Genomic DNA, 18,701 nt, shown 5'->3' on the forward strand with positions numbered 1-18,701 from the left:
AACTGCACACTTGAAATATAGTGTGCGCATTTTATGGAAAAACTACATTAATTTAGTTTAAAACTTACGCTTTTATTCTTTTTCTTAGCATAATTTTCGTACTTTCGCAGAATAAAACTTTAAAATATATAGAGTAAAATGACAGCAGAAGAGTATTATCAGGAAGGAAATGCCTGGCGAAAGCAAGGCGACTTCAAGCGTGCCCTCGACAGCTATATGGAGGCGATAGCTCTCGATCCGGAGAGTCCTGCCGTGGCAGCCAAGGAGATGCTGGATGATATCATGAGCTTTTATTGCAAAGACTACTACAATCCATAGCAATCTGTTGTGGACAGCAGTAGTTTTGGTTACTCCAGTGAAGAATGATAATATAAGAAAAAGAAAATATATAGAATATGAGCAAAATTAAAGGGGCCATTGTGGTCGATACGGAGCGTTGCAAAGGATGCGCACTCTGTGTAGAAGCTTGTCCTCAAGATGTCATCGCATTAGCTCTGAAGAAGGTCAATGTGCATGGCTATCGCTATGTTGAGGCTGTCAATGCCGATGCGTGTGTAGGTTGTACCTCGTGCGCCATCGTCTGCCCTGACGGCTGCATCACTGTTTATCGTAAGAAGGAGGACTAAACAATGGCAAATCAAGAAGTAACATTAATGAAAGGCAATGAGGCGATAGCCCATGCCTGTATCAGATGTGGTGCGGATGGCTTCTTCGGCTATCCTATCACACCTCAGAGTGAGATTATAGAGACGCTGGCTCTGCTCAAGCCTTGGGAGACATCGGGTATGGTGGTTCTCCAGGCAGAGAGTGAGGTGGCGGCTATCAATATGGTTTATGGTGGCGCCGGTGCCGGTAAGCGTGTCATCACTACCTCATCCAGTCCGGGTGTGGCTTTGATGCAGGAGGGTATCTCCTATATGGCTGGTGCTGAGATTCCGGGTGTCATCGTCAACGTGCAGCGTGGCGGTCCGGGACTGGGTACCATCCAGCCATCTCAGAGTGATTATTTCCAGGCTACCCGCGGCGGTGGTAACGGCGACTACAACGTCATCGTGCTGGCTCCTGCTTCTGTTCAGGAGATGGCAGATTTTGTGGATCTTGCCTTCACCCTCGCCTTCAAGTACCGTAACCCGGCGATGATTCTGAGCGATGGTGTGATCGGACAGATGATGGAGAAGGTGGTGCTGCCACCGGTAAAGCCTCGTCGTACCGAGGAGGAGATTGCCAGGGAGTGTCCTTGGGCTACCATCGGACGTCCGAAGAGTCGTCCAGTCAACATTATGACCTCTCTCGAACTCAAGCCAGAGGTAATGGAGGAGCGCAATCTCTCCCTCCAGGCGAAGTATCAGAAGATTCGTGACAACGAAGTAAGATATGAGATGGAGCAGATGGAGGATGCCGACTATGTAATCGTAGCCTTCGGTAGTGCGGCACGTATCGCCGAGAAGAGCATCGAGAATGCCCGAGAGCAGGGCATCAAGGTGGGTCTCTTCCGTCCTATCACCCTCTGGCCTTTCCCTGAGAAGGAACTCCATGAGCTGGCAAAGACCAAGAAGGGCATTCTGGTTGTTGAGATCAATGCCGGTCAGATGGTTCAGGATGTGCGCCTGGCTGTGAATGGACAGGCTCCAGTAGAGCACTTCGGTCGCCTGGGCGGCATTGTGCCGGAGCCGGAGGAAATCGTTGAAGCATTAAAGAAGTTAATAAAATGAATGATATAATTTCACCAGAGAATCTGGTATATAAGAAGCCTACGCTGATGAACGATACCCCGATGCACTACTGCCCGGGCTGTTCGCATGGCGTAGTTCATAAGCTCGTTGCCGAGGTTATCGAGGAGATGGGCATGGAGGATAAGACTGTGGGCGTTTGTCCGGTGGGCTGTGCCGTCTTCGCTTACCGCTATTTGGATATCGACTGGCAGGAGGCTGCCCATGGCCGTGCTCCTGCTGTGGCTACGGGTATCAAGCGTCTGTGGCCAGACCGCCTCGTCTTCACCTATCAGGGGGATGGCGACCTGGCGTGCATCGGTACCTGCGAGACCATCCACGCCCTGAACCGTGGCGAGCATATTGCCATTATCTTCATCAACAATGCCATCTATGGTATGACGGGTGGACAGATGGCTCCAACCACCCTGTTGGGTCAGAAGACCGCTACCTGTCCTTACGGACGAGAGGCTGATCTTCATGGTTATCCACTGAACATCACCGAACTTGCCAGCCATCTGCAGGGTACCTGCTATGTAACCCGCCAGAGTGTGGAGACCGTGGCAAGCATCCGCAAGGCAAAGAAGGCTATCCGCAAGGCATTCGAGGCAAGCATGCAGGGCAAGGGTTCCAGCCTGGTAGAAATTGTTTCTACCTGCAACAGCGGCTGGAAGCTCTCACCTGTTGAGGCAAACAAGTGGATGGAAGAGAACATGTTTAAGCAGTATTCTAAGGGAGACCTGAAGGATACAACAAATTTGTAAGAACAATGAAGACAGAAATCATTATATCCGGTTTTGGTGGTCAGGGCGTCCTTTCGATGGGAAAGATCCTGGCTTACTCAGGACTGATGGAGGACAAGGAGGTGACCTGGATGCCAGCTTATGGTCCGGAGCAGCGTGGCGGTACAGCCAATGTAACGGTCATCGTGAGCGACAGCCGCATCTCTTCGCCAATCCTGAGCCATTACGATGTTGCCATCGTGCTCAATCAGCCATCGCTTGATAAGTTTGAACCGAAGATCAAGCCAGGCGGCATCCTGATTTATGATGGTTATGGCATCATGAATCCACCTCAGCGCAAGGACATTACCGTTTATCGCATCGATGCGATGGACAAGGCTGCCGAGATGAAAAACTCTAAGGTGTTTAACATGATTGTTTTGGGCGGACTGCTGAAGGTTTGCCCAGTGGTGAGCACCGATGGTTTGAACAAGGCACTCTTCAAGTCGTTGCCAGAGCGCCATCATAACCTGATTCCACTGAATATGAAGGCTGTGGAAGAGGGTATGAAAATCATCGAGAAAGTAGAACGATAAGTTTTAAAATAGTACGCTAAGTTAGAGACAATAGGTCGATAGCTTAGCGGACTGATATTAATCATTTATAGATAAGCCGTATGACTAAAAAATCCAACTATCTATTATCCCTTTTCGGGGCATTATTGCTTGTATCTCCGATTCAGGCTCAGAATCTGTTGCCAAAACCGCAGCAGGTTACGATGGGCAAGGGCGTGTTCAGCACAGCAGGAGGTGTGAAAGTAGAAAACCAGGTAGGCGCTGACGCCGAGAACATCTATACCAAGGCATGGAATGCCAAGGTGAATGATGCTGCCAAGCGGGTGGTGAAGTTCACCAAGCTTGCCAACGCCTCTTCGCCAGAAGCATACAAGCTTCATGTGGCACCTGATGCCATTGAAATCAGTGCCGCCAGCAGCGAGGGTTTCCTCCGTGCCTGGCAGACCATGGAACAGCTTACCACCAAGAAGGGCATCGCATGCTGCGACATCGTAGATGCACCTGCCTACAAGTGGCGTGGCTTGATGCTCGATGTTTCCCGTCATTTCTTCCCTATCTCCTTCCTCAAGAAGCAGATTGATGTGATGTCGGAGTATAAGTTCAACCGTCTCCATATCCATCTGACCGATGCTGCCGGATGGCGCATTGAAATCAAGCGTTATCCTCGACTCAACAACTTTGCCGCCTGGCGTTCGGGTAAATTGTGGAAAGACTGGAATGCCAATGGCAACAAGTATCTGGAGCAGGGCAGCGAGGGTGCCGAGGGTGGTTACTATACCCAGGATGAACTCCGCGACCTGGTGAAATATGCTGCCGAGCGTGGCATCACCATCGTTCCGGAAATCGAGATGCCGGGTCATTCTGAGGAGGTGCTTACTGCCTATCCTGAGTTATCCTGTACCCATGAGCCTTACAAGCAGGCAGATTTCTGTCCGGGCAACATCGGAACCTACGATTTCCTGGAGAATGTCTTGAAGGAGGTGATGGATATCTTCCCTTCTCATTACATCCATGTGGGTGGCGATGAGGCAGCCAAGAAGTCATGGGGAAGTTGTACACTCTGCCAGAAGAAGATGAAGGAGCTGGGCATCGACAACGTGGATGGATTGCAGGCTCATCTCATTTCCCACATGGGCAAGTTCCTGAACGAGCATGGCAGACAGCTCGTGGGTTGGGACGAGGTGATTGCTGGAAATCTTTCCAAGAATACCACCGTGATGGTTTGGCGTGGCACCGAACTGGCACACGAGGCTATCAAGCATGGCTACGATGTGGTGATGTCGCCGGGAGCTTACTGCTACTTCGATATGTATCAGGATGCGCCGGGCACCCAGCCTGTGGCAAATGGCGGTTTCATTCCTACCGAGAAGGTGTATAGCTACGTGCCGGGAAGCGATCTTCCTGAGGCAGAGCGCAATATGATTACGGGTGTTCAGGCGAACCTCTGGACCGAGCATATTCCTACTCCTGAGTATGCCGAGTATATGCTTTATCCTCGTGCCTTGGCTCTGGCTGAGATAGGATGGAACGGAACCAAGACCAAGAACTATCCTGAGTTCAAGACCCGTGCACTGGCGCAGGTGGAACATCTGAAGGCTGAAGGCGTGAACCCATTCGAGCTGAAGAAGGAGATTGGTGAGCGCAAGGAGAAGATGAAGCCGGTGCAGCACAAGGCTGTGGGTGCCAAGGTTACCTATAACCATGCTTACAACCGCTATTATCCTGCGGCTGGCGAAAAGACGCTGGTGGATGGCAATATGGGCGGTTGGGCTCATGGCGACGGTCGCTGGCAGGGCTTTATCGGCAAGGATTGCTTCGATGTAACCATTGACCTCGGTAAATCTACCAAGATCAGCAGCGTGGGCACCGATTTCATGCAGAGCAGCGGTCCTGAGATTTTCTATCCATCTCAATATACGGTATCAGTTAGTGAGGATGGCAAGAACTTCACCCAGGTATTCGACAAGAAGTATGAGTCGAGCAAGGAGCCGATTCTGAATTTCAAGACGCTTACCTGGAAGGGCAGCAAGACAGCCCGCTATATCCGTGTTCAGGCGAAGCCAAGCAGCTTCGGCGGCTGGCTGTTTGTTGATGAGATTATCGTGAAATAATACGATTTCGTATATGAATTATGCAGATTGCATTATGTAGATTACATAATGCAATCTGCTCTTAGTTTATCCATCCAAGCAGTGACACCAGATAGGCGTTCCAGTTGATGGCAATTTCGTTTGAGGCATAGCTGCCGACGTTATCCTGGTAGGATTCATCTGGTATGTTGGAAGCATAGGCTGGTACGAATTCGGCATCTTCCTGTCCCTTGTTGGCTCCTCCAGCCACAAGACCAGGTACTGGCTCCTTGATATTGTCGGCTGCAGAGATACGGTGGTGGATATTCATGACCCTCTGGGTGCCGAAGCCTGTCAGGTAGCAATAGCCTGTGGCGTTACGTCCAAAGAAATAATCTAAGGTAGAAAGGGCGGCTTGCCTATACTTGCTGTCCTTTGTCAGGGCATACTCGTACATTTGGGCAATGCCTCTTCCCAGGCAGCTTTCAGAGTTGCTTCCCCAGTGGAAGTCTTGGGCACTGTTGCCGAAGATACTGTGGAATGAAGAGGTAGCCAGTTCTTGGATATCCTCATCACATTTTTTCTTAAGGGATTCTTTGATCTCTTTCATAGGGAGCTTGCCGGCATCAGGTGTGCCAAGGAGTTCCTGGTTTACCCATTGGAAGATGCCCAGACCTTCCACGTTACCCCAGGATGGAATGCTGAATTCATCTGGAACAAACTGTTTTGCCTGTTCCAGGTAGGATGTTTCTGAAGTCGTGAAGTATAGTTCTTTAGCTGCCCAGAAGAACTCGTCTTCTGTGTGGTTGTCACCATAACCACCCGTTTGGATGGTTGGAGAGAATTTCTTGTTGTTTCCATCCTGGTCATAATACACCGTGGGGTGTTTCACAGCCCATGCGTATGCTCTTTCAGCTGCTTCCCTGGCTTGTTGGCAGAAGCTTTGGAACTCAGGGAATTTTTGGTAGATTCTGGCGGCCAGTGCCATGGTGGCAGCAAAGTCGAGAGCAGCGGTGGTGGTTTTCTGTACCACATAACGTTGCTGCTTGCAGTCTTCTGGCATCACGAATCCCTCAAAGTTAGGGGTGGTGAGTTTATGATACACTCCTCCATCGGTTGGATCCTGCATGGTGAGCATCCACTTCAGGTTATACATCATCTCATCCAGGATATCTGGTATCTTATTGTCGGATTCCGGAATTTGAAGATTGAGAGAATTGAATCTATCCTGATGAGCTGGTAGGACTGCAGAATCAGTCCGAGGGTAAATCCTGAATTGACGATATACTTGTTATAGTCGCCAGCATCGTACCATCCCTTGGGAGAAGAGATGATGGTTCCCGCCGGTCTTTTAGGGCTTGCTGCCGAAGGATGCACCATGACATGAGTGTCCAGGTGAGCTGCCGGGCGTGCGTACTCGCCAGCATACTTTCTTTCCAAGCTCTCCCCAGAACGCTGATAGTAATAGCCTTTGATGGATGCTTTCAAGGCTTCCGTATAGGGATCGCTGGAAATGATGAAGCTTTGTTGATGTCTTCCTGCTACCAGGGTATACCTGCCAGGCTTGGTGATAGAGGAGAAGTCTATCTCCTGGCGGATCTTGCTGGAGAATGGGGATTTCTTGGTGGTTGCATGTTTTGTGCGCCAGACGGTTTTACCCTCTTGGTCTCTGATGAGGAAGCTTTTGGTCTTTGCCTCCGGCTCTATGGTTGCTATCTTGCTTTCATGGGTCAAATAGCCAACCTGGTTAACCTTGATGGGATTCTTCACTGAAGAAGCTGGCATCGATAATGCTGTCAGCAGCGCCATAGTGGTTAAGATTACTTTTTTCATTTTTCCTTGTTTTTAAAGTGTTATAGTTGTTTTATGCTTATTGTCTGCAAAGATAGTTATTTTTGTTGGAAATTATCATTTCCAGATATAGGTGTTGAAAGAATGAGGTGTAGCCTTTACGTTCAGGAACTTCTTGCCAGCCTTAATAGTCAGAGCTGCATCTGAATCTGTAAAGTTGCCCACTGTCACTATATACTGACCCTTTTTATCCTTGAACACCACGACAGGTGTCTTGCTGTATTCACTGCCTGCATACGCCAGCATCTGGGTGCCTTCCTGTACGAAATGACTGAAGTGCTTATATGCATAATACTCTGCCGTATATCGCATTTTGCGGGTTTTACCATTTACCTGGATTAAGGCATTCTGGGTCCAGCCCCATGGCGAGATGCCGTTGTCCTTCAGGATGAAGTTCCAGTTATAATACTCATCACAGCCGTTTCCCAGATTATCCGACAAGAGGAAGAAGGTATGCTCTCCTGCCTTCCAGTCCATGGAACCGTTTCCACATTCACTCTCGCTCACCATAAAGCGATGGTTAGGATAGCGCTTGCGCATTTCCGGAAGATTGTTTCTGCATTCCCATTGGGTTCCGATTCCCTTTATGTTAGCCTGGAGAGTCTTGTCGTCCAGAATCTTCTCCACATAGTCGAGTCGGTTGGTGTTGAAGGTTCCTATCCATAAATCCACCTCTGGATGCTTCTTGGCAAGGGTAGGAGCGAGATATTCATTGTTAAATTTCAGGGTTCCTTCTGCAGTCCACGCACATCCCGGGTATGGAGTATAGGAGTAGGCTTCGTTCTGGTACATTACCTTGGTGATAGGCAAGCCTTCCTCCTTATACAGCTCGATGAATTTGCAGAACATATCTGCGTAGCACTGCAGATAACGAGGGTCCTGAATGAAAAAGTCCTGAGTGGCAAGGCGGCGTGGGAACACTCCATTACGGTCGCCAAGGAGTTTCATCTCATCAGCATCCACCTGCCTGCCATCGTCCATATAGAGCAGATAGCTCTGACGGGGATCCATTTTGTTATATTGGCTTGGGGAAACCGGATAATCGTGGTTGATCTTCATCCATACTGGTGGGCTCCATGGCGACATGAAGAGTTGCAGGTTAGGCTGATACTTCTGGGCCGCACGAGCCAGAGGAATAATGTTGCGCTTATCGTGCTCAATATTAAAATATTTAAGTGCGAAATCGCCATCCACATCATCGCAACAATACCAGGCACGGGCATAGTCGTTGGCATTCATGGAAACTCTGCCGTGGGTAAACTTCAGGTCTCCATCTGGAGAATACAGGTTGTACATCACCTCATCCTGCTCTTTTCTTGTAAGCATATTGAAGGCATCCCAGTCCAATTCATTGAATGTTGTACCGAAAGCTACGAATCGGGTTCCCTTGCTCTGTTCATTTACCTCGGCAACAACCTTTCCTGTGGCTTTGCCTGCCAGGGCAGTCTGGGATTTTTTCCAAGACTGCTCCTGGGTTGTTGAATACGATGTTACTTTCTGGGCGCTCATACATGCGCATGTCATCAACATGACAGATGTTAAGATAATCTTTTGCATGGTTGCTATTAATTAAAGTACTAAAATTGTTTCACTGATTGTCTTGTCAAATTTTGAAGAAGAGACGGTGACGGTTGCCTTACCTGGTTTGTTCCCACTTCTAATTACTACGATGGCTCTACCCTTATAGGTTGTTACCTTGGAAGAAGTCTTTGGCTCAAGATCCTTGAGATTTGCCGATGCAGCAGCAAGAAGCGTTGCCTTTCCCTTGACATCCACGTTTAATGGTATGTTGGCATCAGGTACTATGTTGCCGTTCTTGTCTATTACCTCCAGGGTGATATATGCAAGGTCCTCGCCGCTAGCTAGAATATGCTTTCTATCAGCCGTGAGCTTGATGGAAGCAGGTTCTCCGCTTGTCTGGAGGATGCTTTCCTTCACTTCCTGTCTATTGGCATCGAGAGATACGGCTTTCAGAACGCCTGGTTGATAGGGCAGTGTGATGACTGCCTTATACTCGGTATCTATGTCAACTTGCTTCTCTGCAACAAGCTGATCGTTCAGATACAGGCGGACTCTTGGAGACTTGGAGTAGATTTCCACATCGATATTCCTGCCTTCCCATCCCTGCCAGTTCCAGGATTCCCAGGTAGGCCATACCGACCATTGGGTTTCTGAGATATGTCCTTTGTGGTAGAAGTCAGGCTCCTTTACAGCAAGATAGATATCTGGTGAACCATCTTTTAGATTCCAGAGCATGCTGCGATAGTGGGAGATAGGCTTTCTCCATCCAGTGAGGTCAACATCACCGCAATAGGCTCCATGATAAGGGAAGTGATCTTCCTGATAATGCTCTTTTCTGGATTCGCCTTCATAATGGAACTGTCCGATGGCTGATTCTCCCAGATAATCTAATCCTGTCCAGACCATATCTCCGATGATGTAAGGGCGCTCCATGGTATGCTTCCAGTTGGCAAAGGCATCTCTAGGATAACTTTCGGTCTGCCACATCACTCTTTCAGGGCATCGCTCGTGGTCACTTTCTGCTTTGTGCATCATATAATTGTAGCCCACTATATCCAGAACTGCTGCATGAGGGGCGAAAATCTCCCAATCATGATCCCAGGAGCAGAGAGCCTCCGTTACTGGACGGGTGTTATCGAGAGATGTGATGACCTTCTTGAATTTCTGGGCGGTTTGAATCACCTTGATTTCCTTGCGTTCTATTACCTCGTTGCCGATGCTGTAGGAAATGATGCATGGATGGTTACGGTCGCGGAGTACCATGGCTTTGAGATCTTCCTGGTAGCAGGAGTCTATGGCAAGATGATAGTCATACTTGGTCTTCTCTGTATACCAGCCGTCGTAGGCTTCATCTATGACCATCATACCCAGGCTGTCGCAAGCATCGAGCATGGCTCGTGTCTGTGGGTTGTGAGAAGTACGGATCAGATTGAATCCTGCTTCTTTCATCAATCTTACCTTGCGGATTTCTGCAGCGTCGAATGCCATGGCGCCAATCACTCCATTGTCATGGTGGACACAAGCTCCATTGATAAGGGTAGGCTGGCCATTTAGCAGGAACCCTCTTTTGGCATCATATCTGAAGGTACGGATGCCATGCTTGGCGTTCAGTTCTCCCACTTGAATATCATAGAGCTTGGGATGTGCAGGAGACCATAGTTCCACATTCTTTAGCACTCGTCTCTCATTGAGCTTATCCTGATAGGTAATGCGGATTGCTGCAGAGTCGGCATGTGTGCCATCTTTAGACATACCATAGATCTTTTCTGTTTGGATGAATAGCTGCTGAGGGTCATCCATTTTATTCTCATGGTATTTTTCCAGCCATACATGTCTATAGATTCCCGATCCACTATACCATCGGCAGTTGGGTTGCTTGGAATTATCCACACGAACAGCGATGGTATTGATACCTTTTTTGATACAAGGAGAGATCTTGACCTTGAAAGGTGTGTAGCCATAGAAGTGAGTGCCAACTTGGATGCCATTCACGAAAACCTGGCTGTTCTGGTAGATTCCTTCGAAGTGGAGCCAGAGGCTCTCGCCTTTGCCAGTTTTCAGGTCTGTATCCCTCACCTGCTTTCTATACCAGCCGATACCGCCTGGGTAGTATCCACCTCCATTCTCAGTAGGTGCATCAGCCTTGGGGCTATGATAGATATCCCAGTCATGGGGAAGGTTTACTCTTGTCCACTTGCCGTCATTACAAGAGGGAAGTTGTGCTTCCTTCACATCCTGCTCTATGAATTTCCAGCCAAAATCAAAGTTCTGCACCTTGCTTTGTCCCCATATAGGAGTAGTTATGCAGGTAACTACCCCCAGTGTTATGATCAAACGTTTCATATCTTTTTTGAATTTTAATTTAGTAAATGAAGAGTGGCTGCATGATAGTAACTGCCCGCTTCGTTTGAAAATGAAACAATAGACTGAATCCAGATGATGTAGTTTAAGGCTACTGATGCCATCGGTGGTCTTTTGCTAAGATTTGTTTTGTTGTTTATTGATTGCAAAGGTAGTAATTTTTGGTGGAAATAGTTTCTCTTCTCCGAAGATTTTTGCCATTAGTGTTACTTTTCCTTGATTTTGTGATGGTCGGGTATGTAATTTAAGTGTTTTTGCGCTATGGAGACAAGCAGAAAGAAAATTATTCGCAGGGCTGTGAGGGAGTTTATCCTTTTATGCAGCCAAAGCTTCTAGGATGTTTGTAAATGCCACTCTGCGTAATCTGGAACTCAATATCGGCAATTTGGCAACGAGTGCCTGTGTGAATTGGATGATATCGATATTGAAATCTCCGTGCTCACTCCGATGAAGCGTATCCATAGCATTGATGAGTTTCAATTGGGCAAACAGGGTATTTTCATGCGCAAGGGATATCATGCGGGTACCTTCCTTCCACAAGTTATTGATGAAGTAGCGCGGTCGAAGGAGGAATTTCTGGGCCATTGCGATTCCTGCAGATGGCAGAGAAATGTGCCTGGATAGAGCAGGTGATTGAATATCCTGAGGAGATTATATATGATGAGAAATTCACATTGACGTTCACTCCTGATTATATGATTATCCTGGAGGATGGATGTATCGTAATGGTGATGCTCATGCCCTACCATCTGTCTTCCACTCAGGCTGTACAGAAGAAATGGTATGCTTTGATGGAATACTGCAGGCTCCATGGCTACGGATGTGTACTTTACGAATTAGAAAGTACAGCGGTTAACAACAAGACAAATGTCGAACTGATGCAGATGATCGTGACAGAAAGTCTGGTTCACAAAACATAATTCCTGCCAAATTGACCATTTCCGCAGGACATAATTTGATGAAAATCAAGAAATCGCCCTTTTTTGAAGTTTTCTCTTAAAAAAAATGTGTACGCACACAAAAAGGCATTACCTTTGCACTCGAAAAGATTGAATAACGAATAATTAAAGAAAGAAAGGGTAACAATTATGATGGTATTAGGAATGACACTGGCAGTTGTAGCTGCTCTTTTTGCAGAGGTTGTAAATGTCAACAAGAAGATTAGCCTCGGCAAGTAATCAACCTTTGAGAGGCATCTAAGCATGCTTCAATGAAGTTGATTTGAAATGGATAAAGATTAGGATAACAGATAAATAGAGAAAGGATAAGATTATGTTAGTTGTAGGTATGATTTTAGCAATGATCGTTGCCGGATGCGCTGAGTATGGTGCAAGATCTAACATGAAGGACTTCGCTTAACAAGCGGTTCTTCTTTCAATTTGAGAGAATTTAAACAGTAGTTCCATATAATAGATAAAGAAAGGCAGTTGTAGGCATTTGAAAGATGTCTGCAGCTGCCTTTCCTTTTTATATTCATTTATGATAGTTTTCTACTAAAAAGTTGTATCTTTGCAACCAAATTATTGATCTACAGCCCAAGGCTTTGAGCATGCCAAGCAATGGTGCAGGGATAATGGTTACAGTGTATATTAAATAAATATGAAAATGGATAGAGATTTACGTTTGATAGAAGAGCAACATCCTCTCATACATAACATAACCAATTATGTTGCCATGAACTTTGTGGCAAATAGCCTACTGGCAATTGGGGCATCCCCAATCATGGCACGCGCCCAGGAAGAGGTGGAGGAAATCTGTAGCAAGAGCAATGCCTTAGCACTTAATCTGGGCATTTTGGAAAGCGAGACAGCACACTCAATGCTACTCGCAGGTAAAGCTGCTTCTAAAAGCAGAATTCCAATTGTATTTGATGTGGTTGGAGTAGGTGCCACTAGATTTCGAATGGATACTGCATCAAAGATCATCCTTCAATGCCAGCCAGCCGTCATCAAGGGTAATGCCAGTGAAATACGATCATTATACTCGCATCAGATAGGAATGCAGGGAGTAGACAGCCATCTTGAAACTTCTGAGGTTGAGGAACAGGCTCAAATTCTTGCCAGGAAACTGGCATGCATCATCGTTATTACCGGTGCTACAGACATCATCACGGATGGTAAAAAAGTAGCTTATGTTCATGAGGGGCATCCTCTGATGGGCAAGGTTACAGCCATGGGGTGTGCTGCCACTGGTATCATAGGAGCTTTCCTTTCAGTAAACCCTAATCCGTTTGATGCATCTGTTCATGCCATGAAAGCCATGGGCATTGCAGGAGAAAGAGCTGCTGCCATTTCTAGAGGCAATGGTAGCATGATGGTGAACTTCCTCGATGAACTTTGTAATCTGGCATATCATGAGTAAAATTATCAAAATCAAGAAGAGATCATTCATGAGACGGTTTTATGCCATCAATCTATTTGGCATTATCATTACTTGCTTAGTCCTGAAATATAGAAATTGGATGAAAGCATATTACAACATCAGATTTGAGAAAGAAGCCTATGCTCACCAGAATGATATGGAGTATTTAATTCGGAGGAAACACTATTGCTATCTGACACGCATTGAAGCAAGACACATTTAGGCATTCCCCAACTTTTTGGGGAATGTTTCCACATTCTTTCCTCATTTTCCACACTATTCATTTTTGGCACAAAGGACATAAGCTTCTGATTATCAATACAAACTAATTTCTATCATCTTTTTGGCACGCAGATTGTGACTATGATTAGCGGGTTCGATAATGAATCCACAAACAAGTAAGTAACATCAATTAGTAACAATTTTAAAAAGATAAGATTATGAAGAAGTTTATGTTTGCAGCTATCGCAGCTTTGGTTATGGTTTCAGTAAGCAACGTTTTTGCATCAAGCAAAATGGTAAGTAACGCTCAGGTTGCTCCTGTTGATACAGTAGCTCCAGATGCTCCTTCAGATACATTGGCTGTTGGTACTCCTATCCAACCACAGGCTGGTGTTGAGGATTCTACCCAGCAGGAGAATGCCACAGAGGCAACTACAGAAGCAACTCCAACAGAGACTCCAACAGAGACTCCAACAGAGAATGCTACAGAGACAACAACAGAGAATACCACCGAAGAGACTCCAGTAGCTACAGAACAGCAGGCTATTGCTGAATAATAGAGAAAATACAGTTCATTTTGTAAGCGTTATACAGGAATAATAGGGAGGGACGTGGTTTCATGGGGCAGCACATTGAAGCCATGTCTTGTCCCGACTGCAGGAACATAGTACCTCTAGTGGTGGGTGGAGTGAATTCTTTTCTAAACCTGTTTTTCAATCCATGCCATCAATACCGCTACTGCATATTGCTGTTCTTCTCCTGTCAGCTGTCTTCCGGCAGGTATATGATGCCATTTGAAGAAACATTCACGACAGCAGCAGCCTGTAGCATGCTGGGCTATAAATACAGGATGCCCTCTCATCGGTGTCTGCTTGCCGTCATTGGGAATCACGGCAGGAGCAAGGCGTTTGGCAACGAAATCCTCAGCATGCTTACGGATGGTTTCCAAGCCCTTTTCTGCAATATATTCCTTATCCCTCTTCGAAAGGTGAAAACGGCTGCGGAATGCTGATTTGGAAAGTCTTTCAAACAGACCTGTCAAGTCATACTCTTTGTCTGGAGATGTATGGTTTTCCTTGTTTTCTGAAGAGACGGAATCTTTCAGATGATCCTCTTTCTCCTCAGGAAACAAATTGAGTTCTACATATCTGGCATGGTTTGCCCTTGAATCATTTTTCATATCTATTTATCTCCTATATCTGTTTCATCCTTGTAGATAGATACATTCTTATCGAATTTACAAATAATGGAATGCATTTGTGACTTTTCAGTCTCCAGTTCCTGCAGAATTCTCTTTGCTTCCAGTACTTTTTTGCAAAAATAATAAATATTCTCAGATTTCGCAAGATAAAATACAATATGGCATTCTTATTTATAATATATTATACTTTTATTGAACTTTTCTTTGAGTTTTGCCATATTTTCATTAACTTTGCCAGCAAAACTATCATTAAGAGTTACCCTTTAAAATAAACGTATTATGCAGATATTATTGGCAAATGCCAAAATCATGTTTGATAAGGCAGATAGGGCAGCTGTTTCAAAGCCACTTTTCCAATCTGTGGCTGAAATGTTGGCTGCAGAAATGGCTAAGCTTGACGTAGAGGAATTGGCTAGGCAACTTGATTGTAGCCACAAGATAGCTTCGGAAAACTGGAAGCGATATCATAATTTTATGGCTGCAGAGAAGATGCCTGCCATACTTTCCTACAATGGACAGGCGTATAAGCATCTGCGCGCCAACACTTTGGGAGAAGAATCCCTGCAGTATGCCCAGAAACATCTCTGGATTACCTGCTTTCTCTATGGATTGCTTCGGCCGATGGATGGCATCGTGCCTTATCGTATGGAGCATTGCGTGACGCTTGAAGCTACAAACGACAAGCCGATCAATCAATTTTGGAAAGATAAACTGACCGATGTTCTTATCCACAGTGTGAAAGCTGACGATGGCATACTTATCCATCTCTCTACGGCAGAATATGAACATCTGTTTGATTGGAAGAGAATTTGCAGGGAAGTGAAAGTCATCCAGCCCCTCTTTTATGTTCGCCAGAAGGATGGTAGGCTGAAAATGCAGGCTGTGTGGGCTAAATCCTGCCGTGGAGCTATGGTGAGATACATTCTAAGCAACCAACTTGCTACTCCAGAAGAATTGGCAGCCTTCAGTTACGAAGGTTTTGAATACGCACCAGAATTAGGAGAAGCGGCTTTTCCGCATTTCGTTCGTAATATAACAAAATAGTACTTTTTTACTTTTCCTACATCAAAGATGATATCTTAGAAGACAAGGGAGCGGACTAGGCAATGCTTTAGTCCGCTCCCTTGTTTAATTTAGTTTAAATCCTGAACAATTCTTGTTTATCTCTAGGTAAAATTGTATCTTTGCCGTGGAGAAAGTTATATTCAGCACTGCTGAACTTGTATTCAACACTGCTGAACTTAAGTTCAACACTGCTGAACATAGATTCAACATCGCTGAACGGAGATTTCTTCTAATGATAAAGACTATTATCCTTAAGAGTATAGATGAGTGCATTTAAGGATGCAAACTATCTCTTCCAGGACTATGGTCTCTCTTTATAAATGATGATGTAGAACTTAATAAGGAAAGGAATCGATATGGCAAAGTACATGTTACAGGAGATGTCGGATGTTCATCATACCGGCAAGCGTAAGGTTTATCCCAAGATGGTAGTCAACCGGACTCTATCTCGCAAGGAATTCATCGAAAGGATGCAGGGTTATCATCGTGGCATTTCGGCAAGCACCACGGAGGCTGTGCTGATGGATGTGGAAGAAATACTGGTTGAGATGCTCTCCATGGGCTATAATGTGAATCTGGAGGGCCTCGGTACCTTCTCTCTATCCTTGGGTTTCGAGGATGACAAACCTACGGAGATGCAGGGCGATGACGACAAGATGACCTATCGCAAGGTGGGTGTAAGAGATGTGAATTTCAAGGCATCTCCCGATTTCATCAAGTCTGTGAAGCAGGCAGCCGACCGCGATCTGGAGCGGGATATGGGTGGCGTAAAACTGATATTGAAAAAGAAATATACCCGAGAGGAGCGTATCGCCCGAGCCCTGGATGTCATCGATGAGAATGGCTTCATCGGTCTTACCGACTATGCCTACATCAATAACTTGAGCCGCACCGCCGCCTCATTGGAGTTGAAGGAGATATCCCATGACGAGACTGTTCCCATCCGCTCTATGGGTCAGCACAGTCACAAGGTCTGGGTGAGGAGAAAAAAATAAGATAAAGCATGATTTCTCATCGTTTTCTTTGGTGTTTCCAATTCTTTTCGCTAATTTTGTGGCGTTAATTTAAAAGAAAGGAATAAGATGGAAACGATTAATATTCAGTTTCAAGTACCTTCTACAGGTCAATATACGCTTGACGAATTTGTCGCCAAGCTCAAAGACTATGCTGAAATATTAGCAAGTTCTATCTCCAAGTCTGGAAACAGTTACCAGGAAAGATATATGAGCCAGGCAGAGCAGGAAGCCTATGTGGCAGAAAGCCTCAACCGTGCTCTTGATGAAATGGAAGCTCATAAGAAGAATGGGACTAAGCCGATGGATGCTCGTGATTTGTTGAGAAGACTTCGCTAGGAATTTATTTGGGGGAAGAAATTTATAAGATTCCTCTGGTTTACAATAAAGAAGTTGGGGCTTAGTCTCAGAATTTTAAAAAGGACAATAATAATTGTTGGAATATAGCAGAAGATAGAAGAAAAGATTATGAGTAAAAATATTGATATATTTAATATCCTTTCTGGAGGTGAGCGTGTTACTTTAGAATGTAAAAAAGCAACTAAGGGAGTTCCTGCTTCTTTGTGGGAAACCTATTCAGCTTTCGCCAATACGTATGGTGGAATAATTCTGTTGGGCGTGGTTGAGCACATGGAAGAAATGGACAATTCCAAGCGTTTTGAAATCATAGGTGTTGAGGATGCAGACAAAATTCGTAAAGATTTGTGGAATACAGTCAATAGCCGAGAAAAAGTGAATATCAATCTTCTATACGATGATGATATTCAGACGATAGATATTGATGGAAAGAAAATTGTTGCTATTAATATTCCTCGTGCAGACTACACCGTTCGGCCTGTCTATATTAACAACAATTTGTCAAGAGGCACTTTTAAGCGTAACCATGAAGGTGACTACCATTGTACTGAGCAAGAATTGAAAATGATGCTTCGTGATGCAAATGAAGCTGGCAACGATGGATTGTTGCTTGAATACTATACAATGGATGATATTGATATTCCAACTTTAGAACGTTTCCGACAGATGTTCCAAACTTTGCATCCTGAACACCAATGGAACTCATCAGACCATAAGGAGTTTTTGATAAATTTTGGCGGTTATACAAAAAATCGAAGGACAGGAAAGGAAGGTTTGACTATGGCAGGACTTTTGATGTTCGGAAAGGGGCTTCCTGTTCGTGAGCGTTTTGATAATTTGCGTATGGATTATATCGATAAATCTAATTTGGTAGGAGACCAACGTTATAGCGACCGACTAACATACGATGGTACATGGGAGAATAACTTGTTTAATTTCATTAGGATGATCATTCCAAAACTGACACGTGATTTGCCGCATCCTTTCAGTATGAATGGTGTAATTCGGATAGACGATACTCTTCAAGCCAAAGCTGTACGTGAAGCTGTTACGAATATGGTTATCCACTCTGATTTTATGATTAATGGAGTATTGAAGGTCGAAAAAAATGACGATTGCTTTGTATTGACTAATCCTGGACTTCTGAAACTGCCCGTTGAGCAGATTTACAAGGGAGGTGAGTCTAAAGCACGTAATCAGCGTATGCAGAATATGTTCCGAATGATAGGCTATGGCGAAAACCTAGGCTCAGGTTTCCCTCTTATTCTAAATGCTTGGAATGATAAGCATTGGATCAAGCCGGAATTATTAGAACAGCCTGAATTATTGCAGGTCAAATTGACTTTGCATATTCAAAATGAGCCGATAAATGAGCCGATAAATGAGCCGATAAATGAGCCGATAAATGAGCATCTATCAAATCGGCAAATTGCTATAATTATGGCAATAAAGAAACAACCATTCTTGACAAGAGATGATTTAGCGAAAGAAGTTGGAGTGTCGCTTGCGACTTTAAAAAGAGAAATTTCCATTTTGCGTAAGAATGGCTATATAGGTCGTGGAGGTAGCAATAAAAATGGTCAATGGCTACTTCTTAAAAAGATTTGTAAATAGATTTAGTAAAATGTCGAATGTAAAATCGGAATAGAATGGTATAAGCCTTTCAGCATTTAT

The 18,701-nt window shown here is 45.1% G+C and carries 19 protein-coding genes; 14 read left to right on the forward strand and 5 right to left on the reverse strand.

Annotated features, from left to right (window positions below):
• Nucleotides 1–138 precede the first annotated feature (138 nt).
• The 6 genes from DXD25_RS06480 (at nucleotide 139) to DXD25_RS06505 (ending at nucleotide 5,117) form a co-directional block, all read left to right on the forward strand.
• The gene (locus DXD25_RS06480; RefSeq protein ID WP_089544974.1) at nucleotides 139–318 is read left to right on the forward strand and encodes a tetratricopeptide repeat protein; all 180 of its coding nucleotides are present in this window, start codon (nucleotides 139–141) and stop codon (nucleotides 316–318) included.
• A gap of 77 nt (nucleotides 319–395) precedes the next feature.
• Complete coding sequence (locus DXD25_RS06485; RefSeq protein WP_089544973.1) at nucleotides 396–626, forward strand: 4Fe-4S binding protein; 231 nt, start codon at nucleotides 396–398, stop codon at nucleotides 624–626.
• A gap of 3 nt (nucleotides 627–629) precedes the next feature.
• The gene (locus DXD25_RS06490) at nucleotides 630–1,712 is read left to right on the forward strand and encodes a 3-methyl-2-oxobutanoate dehydrogenase subunit VorB (RefSeq protein WP_117662355.1); all 1,083 of its coding nucleotides are present in this window, start codon (nucleotides 630–632) and stop codon (nucleotides 1,710–1,712) included.
• Entirely contained in the window at nucleotides 1,709–2,473 is a 765-nt protein-coding gene (locus tag DXD25_RS06495; RefSeq protein WP_117662357.1) for a thiamine pyrophosphate-dependent enzyme, read from the forward strand. Before DXD25_RS06490 ends, DXD25_RS06495 begins: the two co-directional genes overlap by 4 nt.
• Before the next feature lie 5 nt (nucleotides 2,474–2,478).
• On the forward strand, nucleotides 2,479–3,027 hold the full coding sequence (locus DXD25_RS06500; RefSeq protein WP_089544970.1) for a 2-oxoacid:acceptor oxidoreductase family protein: 549 nt from the start codon (nucleotides 2,479–2,481) through the stop codon (nucleotides 3,025–3,027).
• A gap of 80 nt (nucleotides 3,028–3,107) precedes the next feature.
• Nucleotides 3,108–5,117: a family 20 glycosylhydrolase gene (locus tag DXD25_RS06505; protein WP_117662359.1), complete on the forward strand. Its 2,010-nt coding sequence runs from the start codon at nucleotides 3,108–3,110 to the stop codon at nucleotides 5,115–5,117.
• 61 nt (nucleotides 5,118–5,178) lie between these two features.
• Here the strand turns inward: DXD25_RS06505 and DXD25_RS17440 are convergent, their stop codons facing one another.
• The 4 genes from DXD25_RS17440 to DXD25_RS06520 form a co-directional block, all read right to left on the reverse strand.
• Complete coding sequence (locus tag DXD25_RS17440; RefSeq protein WP_255415686.1) at nucleotides 5,179–6,231, reverse strand: glycoside hydrolase family 9 protein; 1,053 nt, start codon at nucleotides 6,229–6,231, stop codon at nucleotides 5,179–5,181.
• Complete coding sequence (locus DXD25_RS17445; RefSeq protein ID WP_255415687.1) at nucleotides 6,231–6,908, reverse strand: cellulase N-terminal Ig-like domain-containing protein; 678 nt, start codon at nucleotides 6,906–6,908, stop codon at nucleotides 6,231–6,233. The genes DXD25_RS17440 and DXD25_RS17445 overlap by 1 nt, the downstream gene beginning before the upstream one ends.
• A gap of 75 nt (nucleotides 6,909–6,983) precedes the next feature.
• Complete coding sequence (locus tag DXD25_RS06515; RefSeq protein ID WP_233522217.1) at nucleotides 6,984–8,435, reverse strand: beta-glycosidase; 1,452 nt, start codon at nucleotides 8,433–8,435, stop codon at nucleotides 6,984–6,986.
• Between the two features lie 60 nt (nucleotides 8,436–8,495).
• A complete protein-coding gene (locus DXD25_RS06520) occupies nucleotides 8,496–10,790 on the reverse strand; it encodes a glycoside hydrolase family 2 TIM barrel-domain containing protein (RefSeq protein WP_117662364.1) in 2,295 nt (764 codons plus the stop codon).
• A 465-nt stretch (nucleotides 10,791–11,255) separates the two neighbouring features.
• Here DXD25_RS06520 and DXD25_RS06525 point away from each other — a divergent pair, with 465 nt between their 5' ends.
• The 4 genes from DXD25_RS06525 to DXD25_RS06545 all read left to right on the forward strand — a co-directional run bounded on the left by DXD25_RS06525 (nucleotide 11,256) and on the right by DXD25_RS06545 (nucleotide 13,948).
• The gene (locus tag DXD25_RS06525; protein ID WP_117662421.1) at nucleotides 11,256–11,432 is read left to right on the forward strand and encodes an AMMECR1 domain-containing protein; all 177 of its coding nucleotides are present in this window, start codon (nucleotides 11,256–11,258) and stop codon (nucleotides 11,430–11,432) included.
• A complete protein-coding gene (locus DXD25_RS06530; RefSeq protein ID WP_117662365.1) occupies nucleotides 11,408–11,728 on the forward strand; it encodes a hypothetical protein in 321 nt (106 codons plus the stop codon). The genes DXD25_RS06525 and DXD25_RS06530 overlap by 25 nt, the downstream gene beginning before the upstream one ends.
• Before the next feature lie 685 nt (nucleotides 11,729–12,413).
• Complete coding sequence (gene thiM / locus DXD25_RS06535; RefSeq protein WP_199540950.1) at nucleotides 12,414–13,169, forward strand: hydroxyethylthiazole kinase; 756 nt, start codon at nucleotides 12,414–12,416, stop codon at nucleotides 13,167–13,169.
• Nucleotides 13,170–13,609: 440 nt separating this feature from the next.
• Nucleotides 13,610–13,948: a hypothetical protein gene (locus DXD25_RS06545; RefSeq protein ID WP_117662371.1), complete on the forward strand. Its 339-nt coding sequence runs from the start codon at nucleotides 13,610–13,612 to the stop codon at nucleotides 13,946–13,948.
• A 143-nt stretch (nucleotides 13,949–14,091) separates the two neighbouring features.
• Here the strand turns inward: DXD25_RS06545 and DXD25_RS06550 are convergent, their stop codons facing one another.
• The gene (locus tag DXD25_RS06550; protein WP_117662373.1) at nucleotides 14,092–14,571 is read right to left on the reverse strand and encodes a DUF4186 domain-containing protein; all 480 of its coding nucleotides are present in this window, start codon (nucleotides 14,569–14,571) and stop codon (nucleotides 14,092–14,094) included.
• 300 nt (nucleotides 14,572–14,871) lie between these two features.
• On the opposite strand from DXD25_RS06550, the gene DXD25_RS06555 reads away from it, so the two are divergent.
• The 4 genes from DXD25_RS06555 to DXD25_RS06570 all read left to right on the forward strand — a co-directional run bounded on the left by DXD25_RS06555 (nucleotide 14,872) and on the right by DXD25_RS06570 (nucleotide 18,641).
• Nucleotides 14,872–15,636: a YaaA family protein gene (locus DXD25_RS06555; RefSeq protein ID WP_117662375.1), complete on the forward strand. Its 765-nt coding sequence runs from the start codon at nucleotides 14,872–14,874 to the stop codon at nucleotides 15,634–15,636.
• A 377-nt stretch (nucleotides 15,637–16,013) separates the two neighbouring features.
• The gene (locus DXD25_RS06560) at nucleotides 16,014–16,652 is read left to right on the forward strand and encodes a hypothetical protein (protein ID WP_147327870.1); all 639 of its coding nucleotides are present in this window, start codon (nucleotides 16,014–16,016) and stop codon (nucleotides 16,650–16,652) included.
• An 87-nt stretch (nucleotides 16,653–16,739) separates the two neighbouring features.
• Nucleotides 16,740–17,009, forward strand: a complete 270-nt coding sequence (locus DXD25_RS06565; RefSeq protein WP_117662379.1) for a hypothetical protein — start codon at nucleotides 16,740–16,742, stop codon at nucleotides 17,007–17,009.
• Nucleotides 17,010–17,138: 129 nt separating this feature from the next.
• On the forward strand, nucleotides 17,139–18,641 hold the full coding sequence (locus DXD25_RS06570; protein ID WP_117662380.1) for an RNA-binding domain-containing protein: 1,503 nt from the start codon (nucleotides 17,139–17,141) through the stop codon (nucleotides 18,639–18,641).
• The last annotated feature ends 60 nt before the right edge of the window (nucleotides 18,642–18,701 follow it).

The organism is Prevotella sp. TF12-30 (genome assembly GCF_003436715.1).
In the GTDB taxonomy this organism is placed as follows: Bacteria; Bacteroidota; Bacteroidia; order Bacteroidales; family Bacteroidaceae; genus Prevotella; species Prevotella copri_A.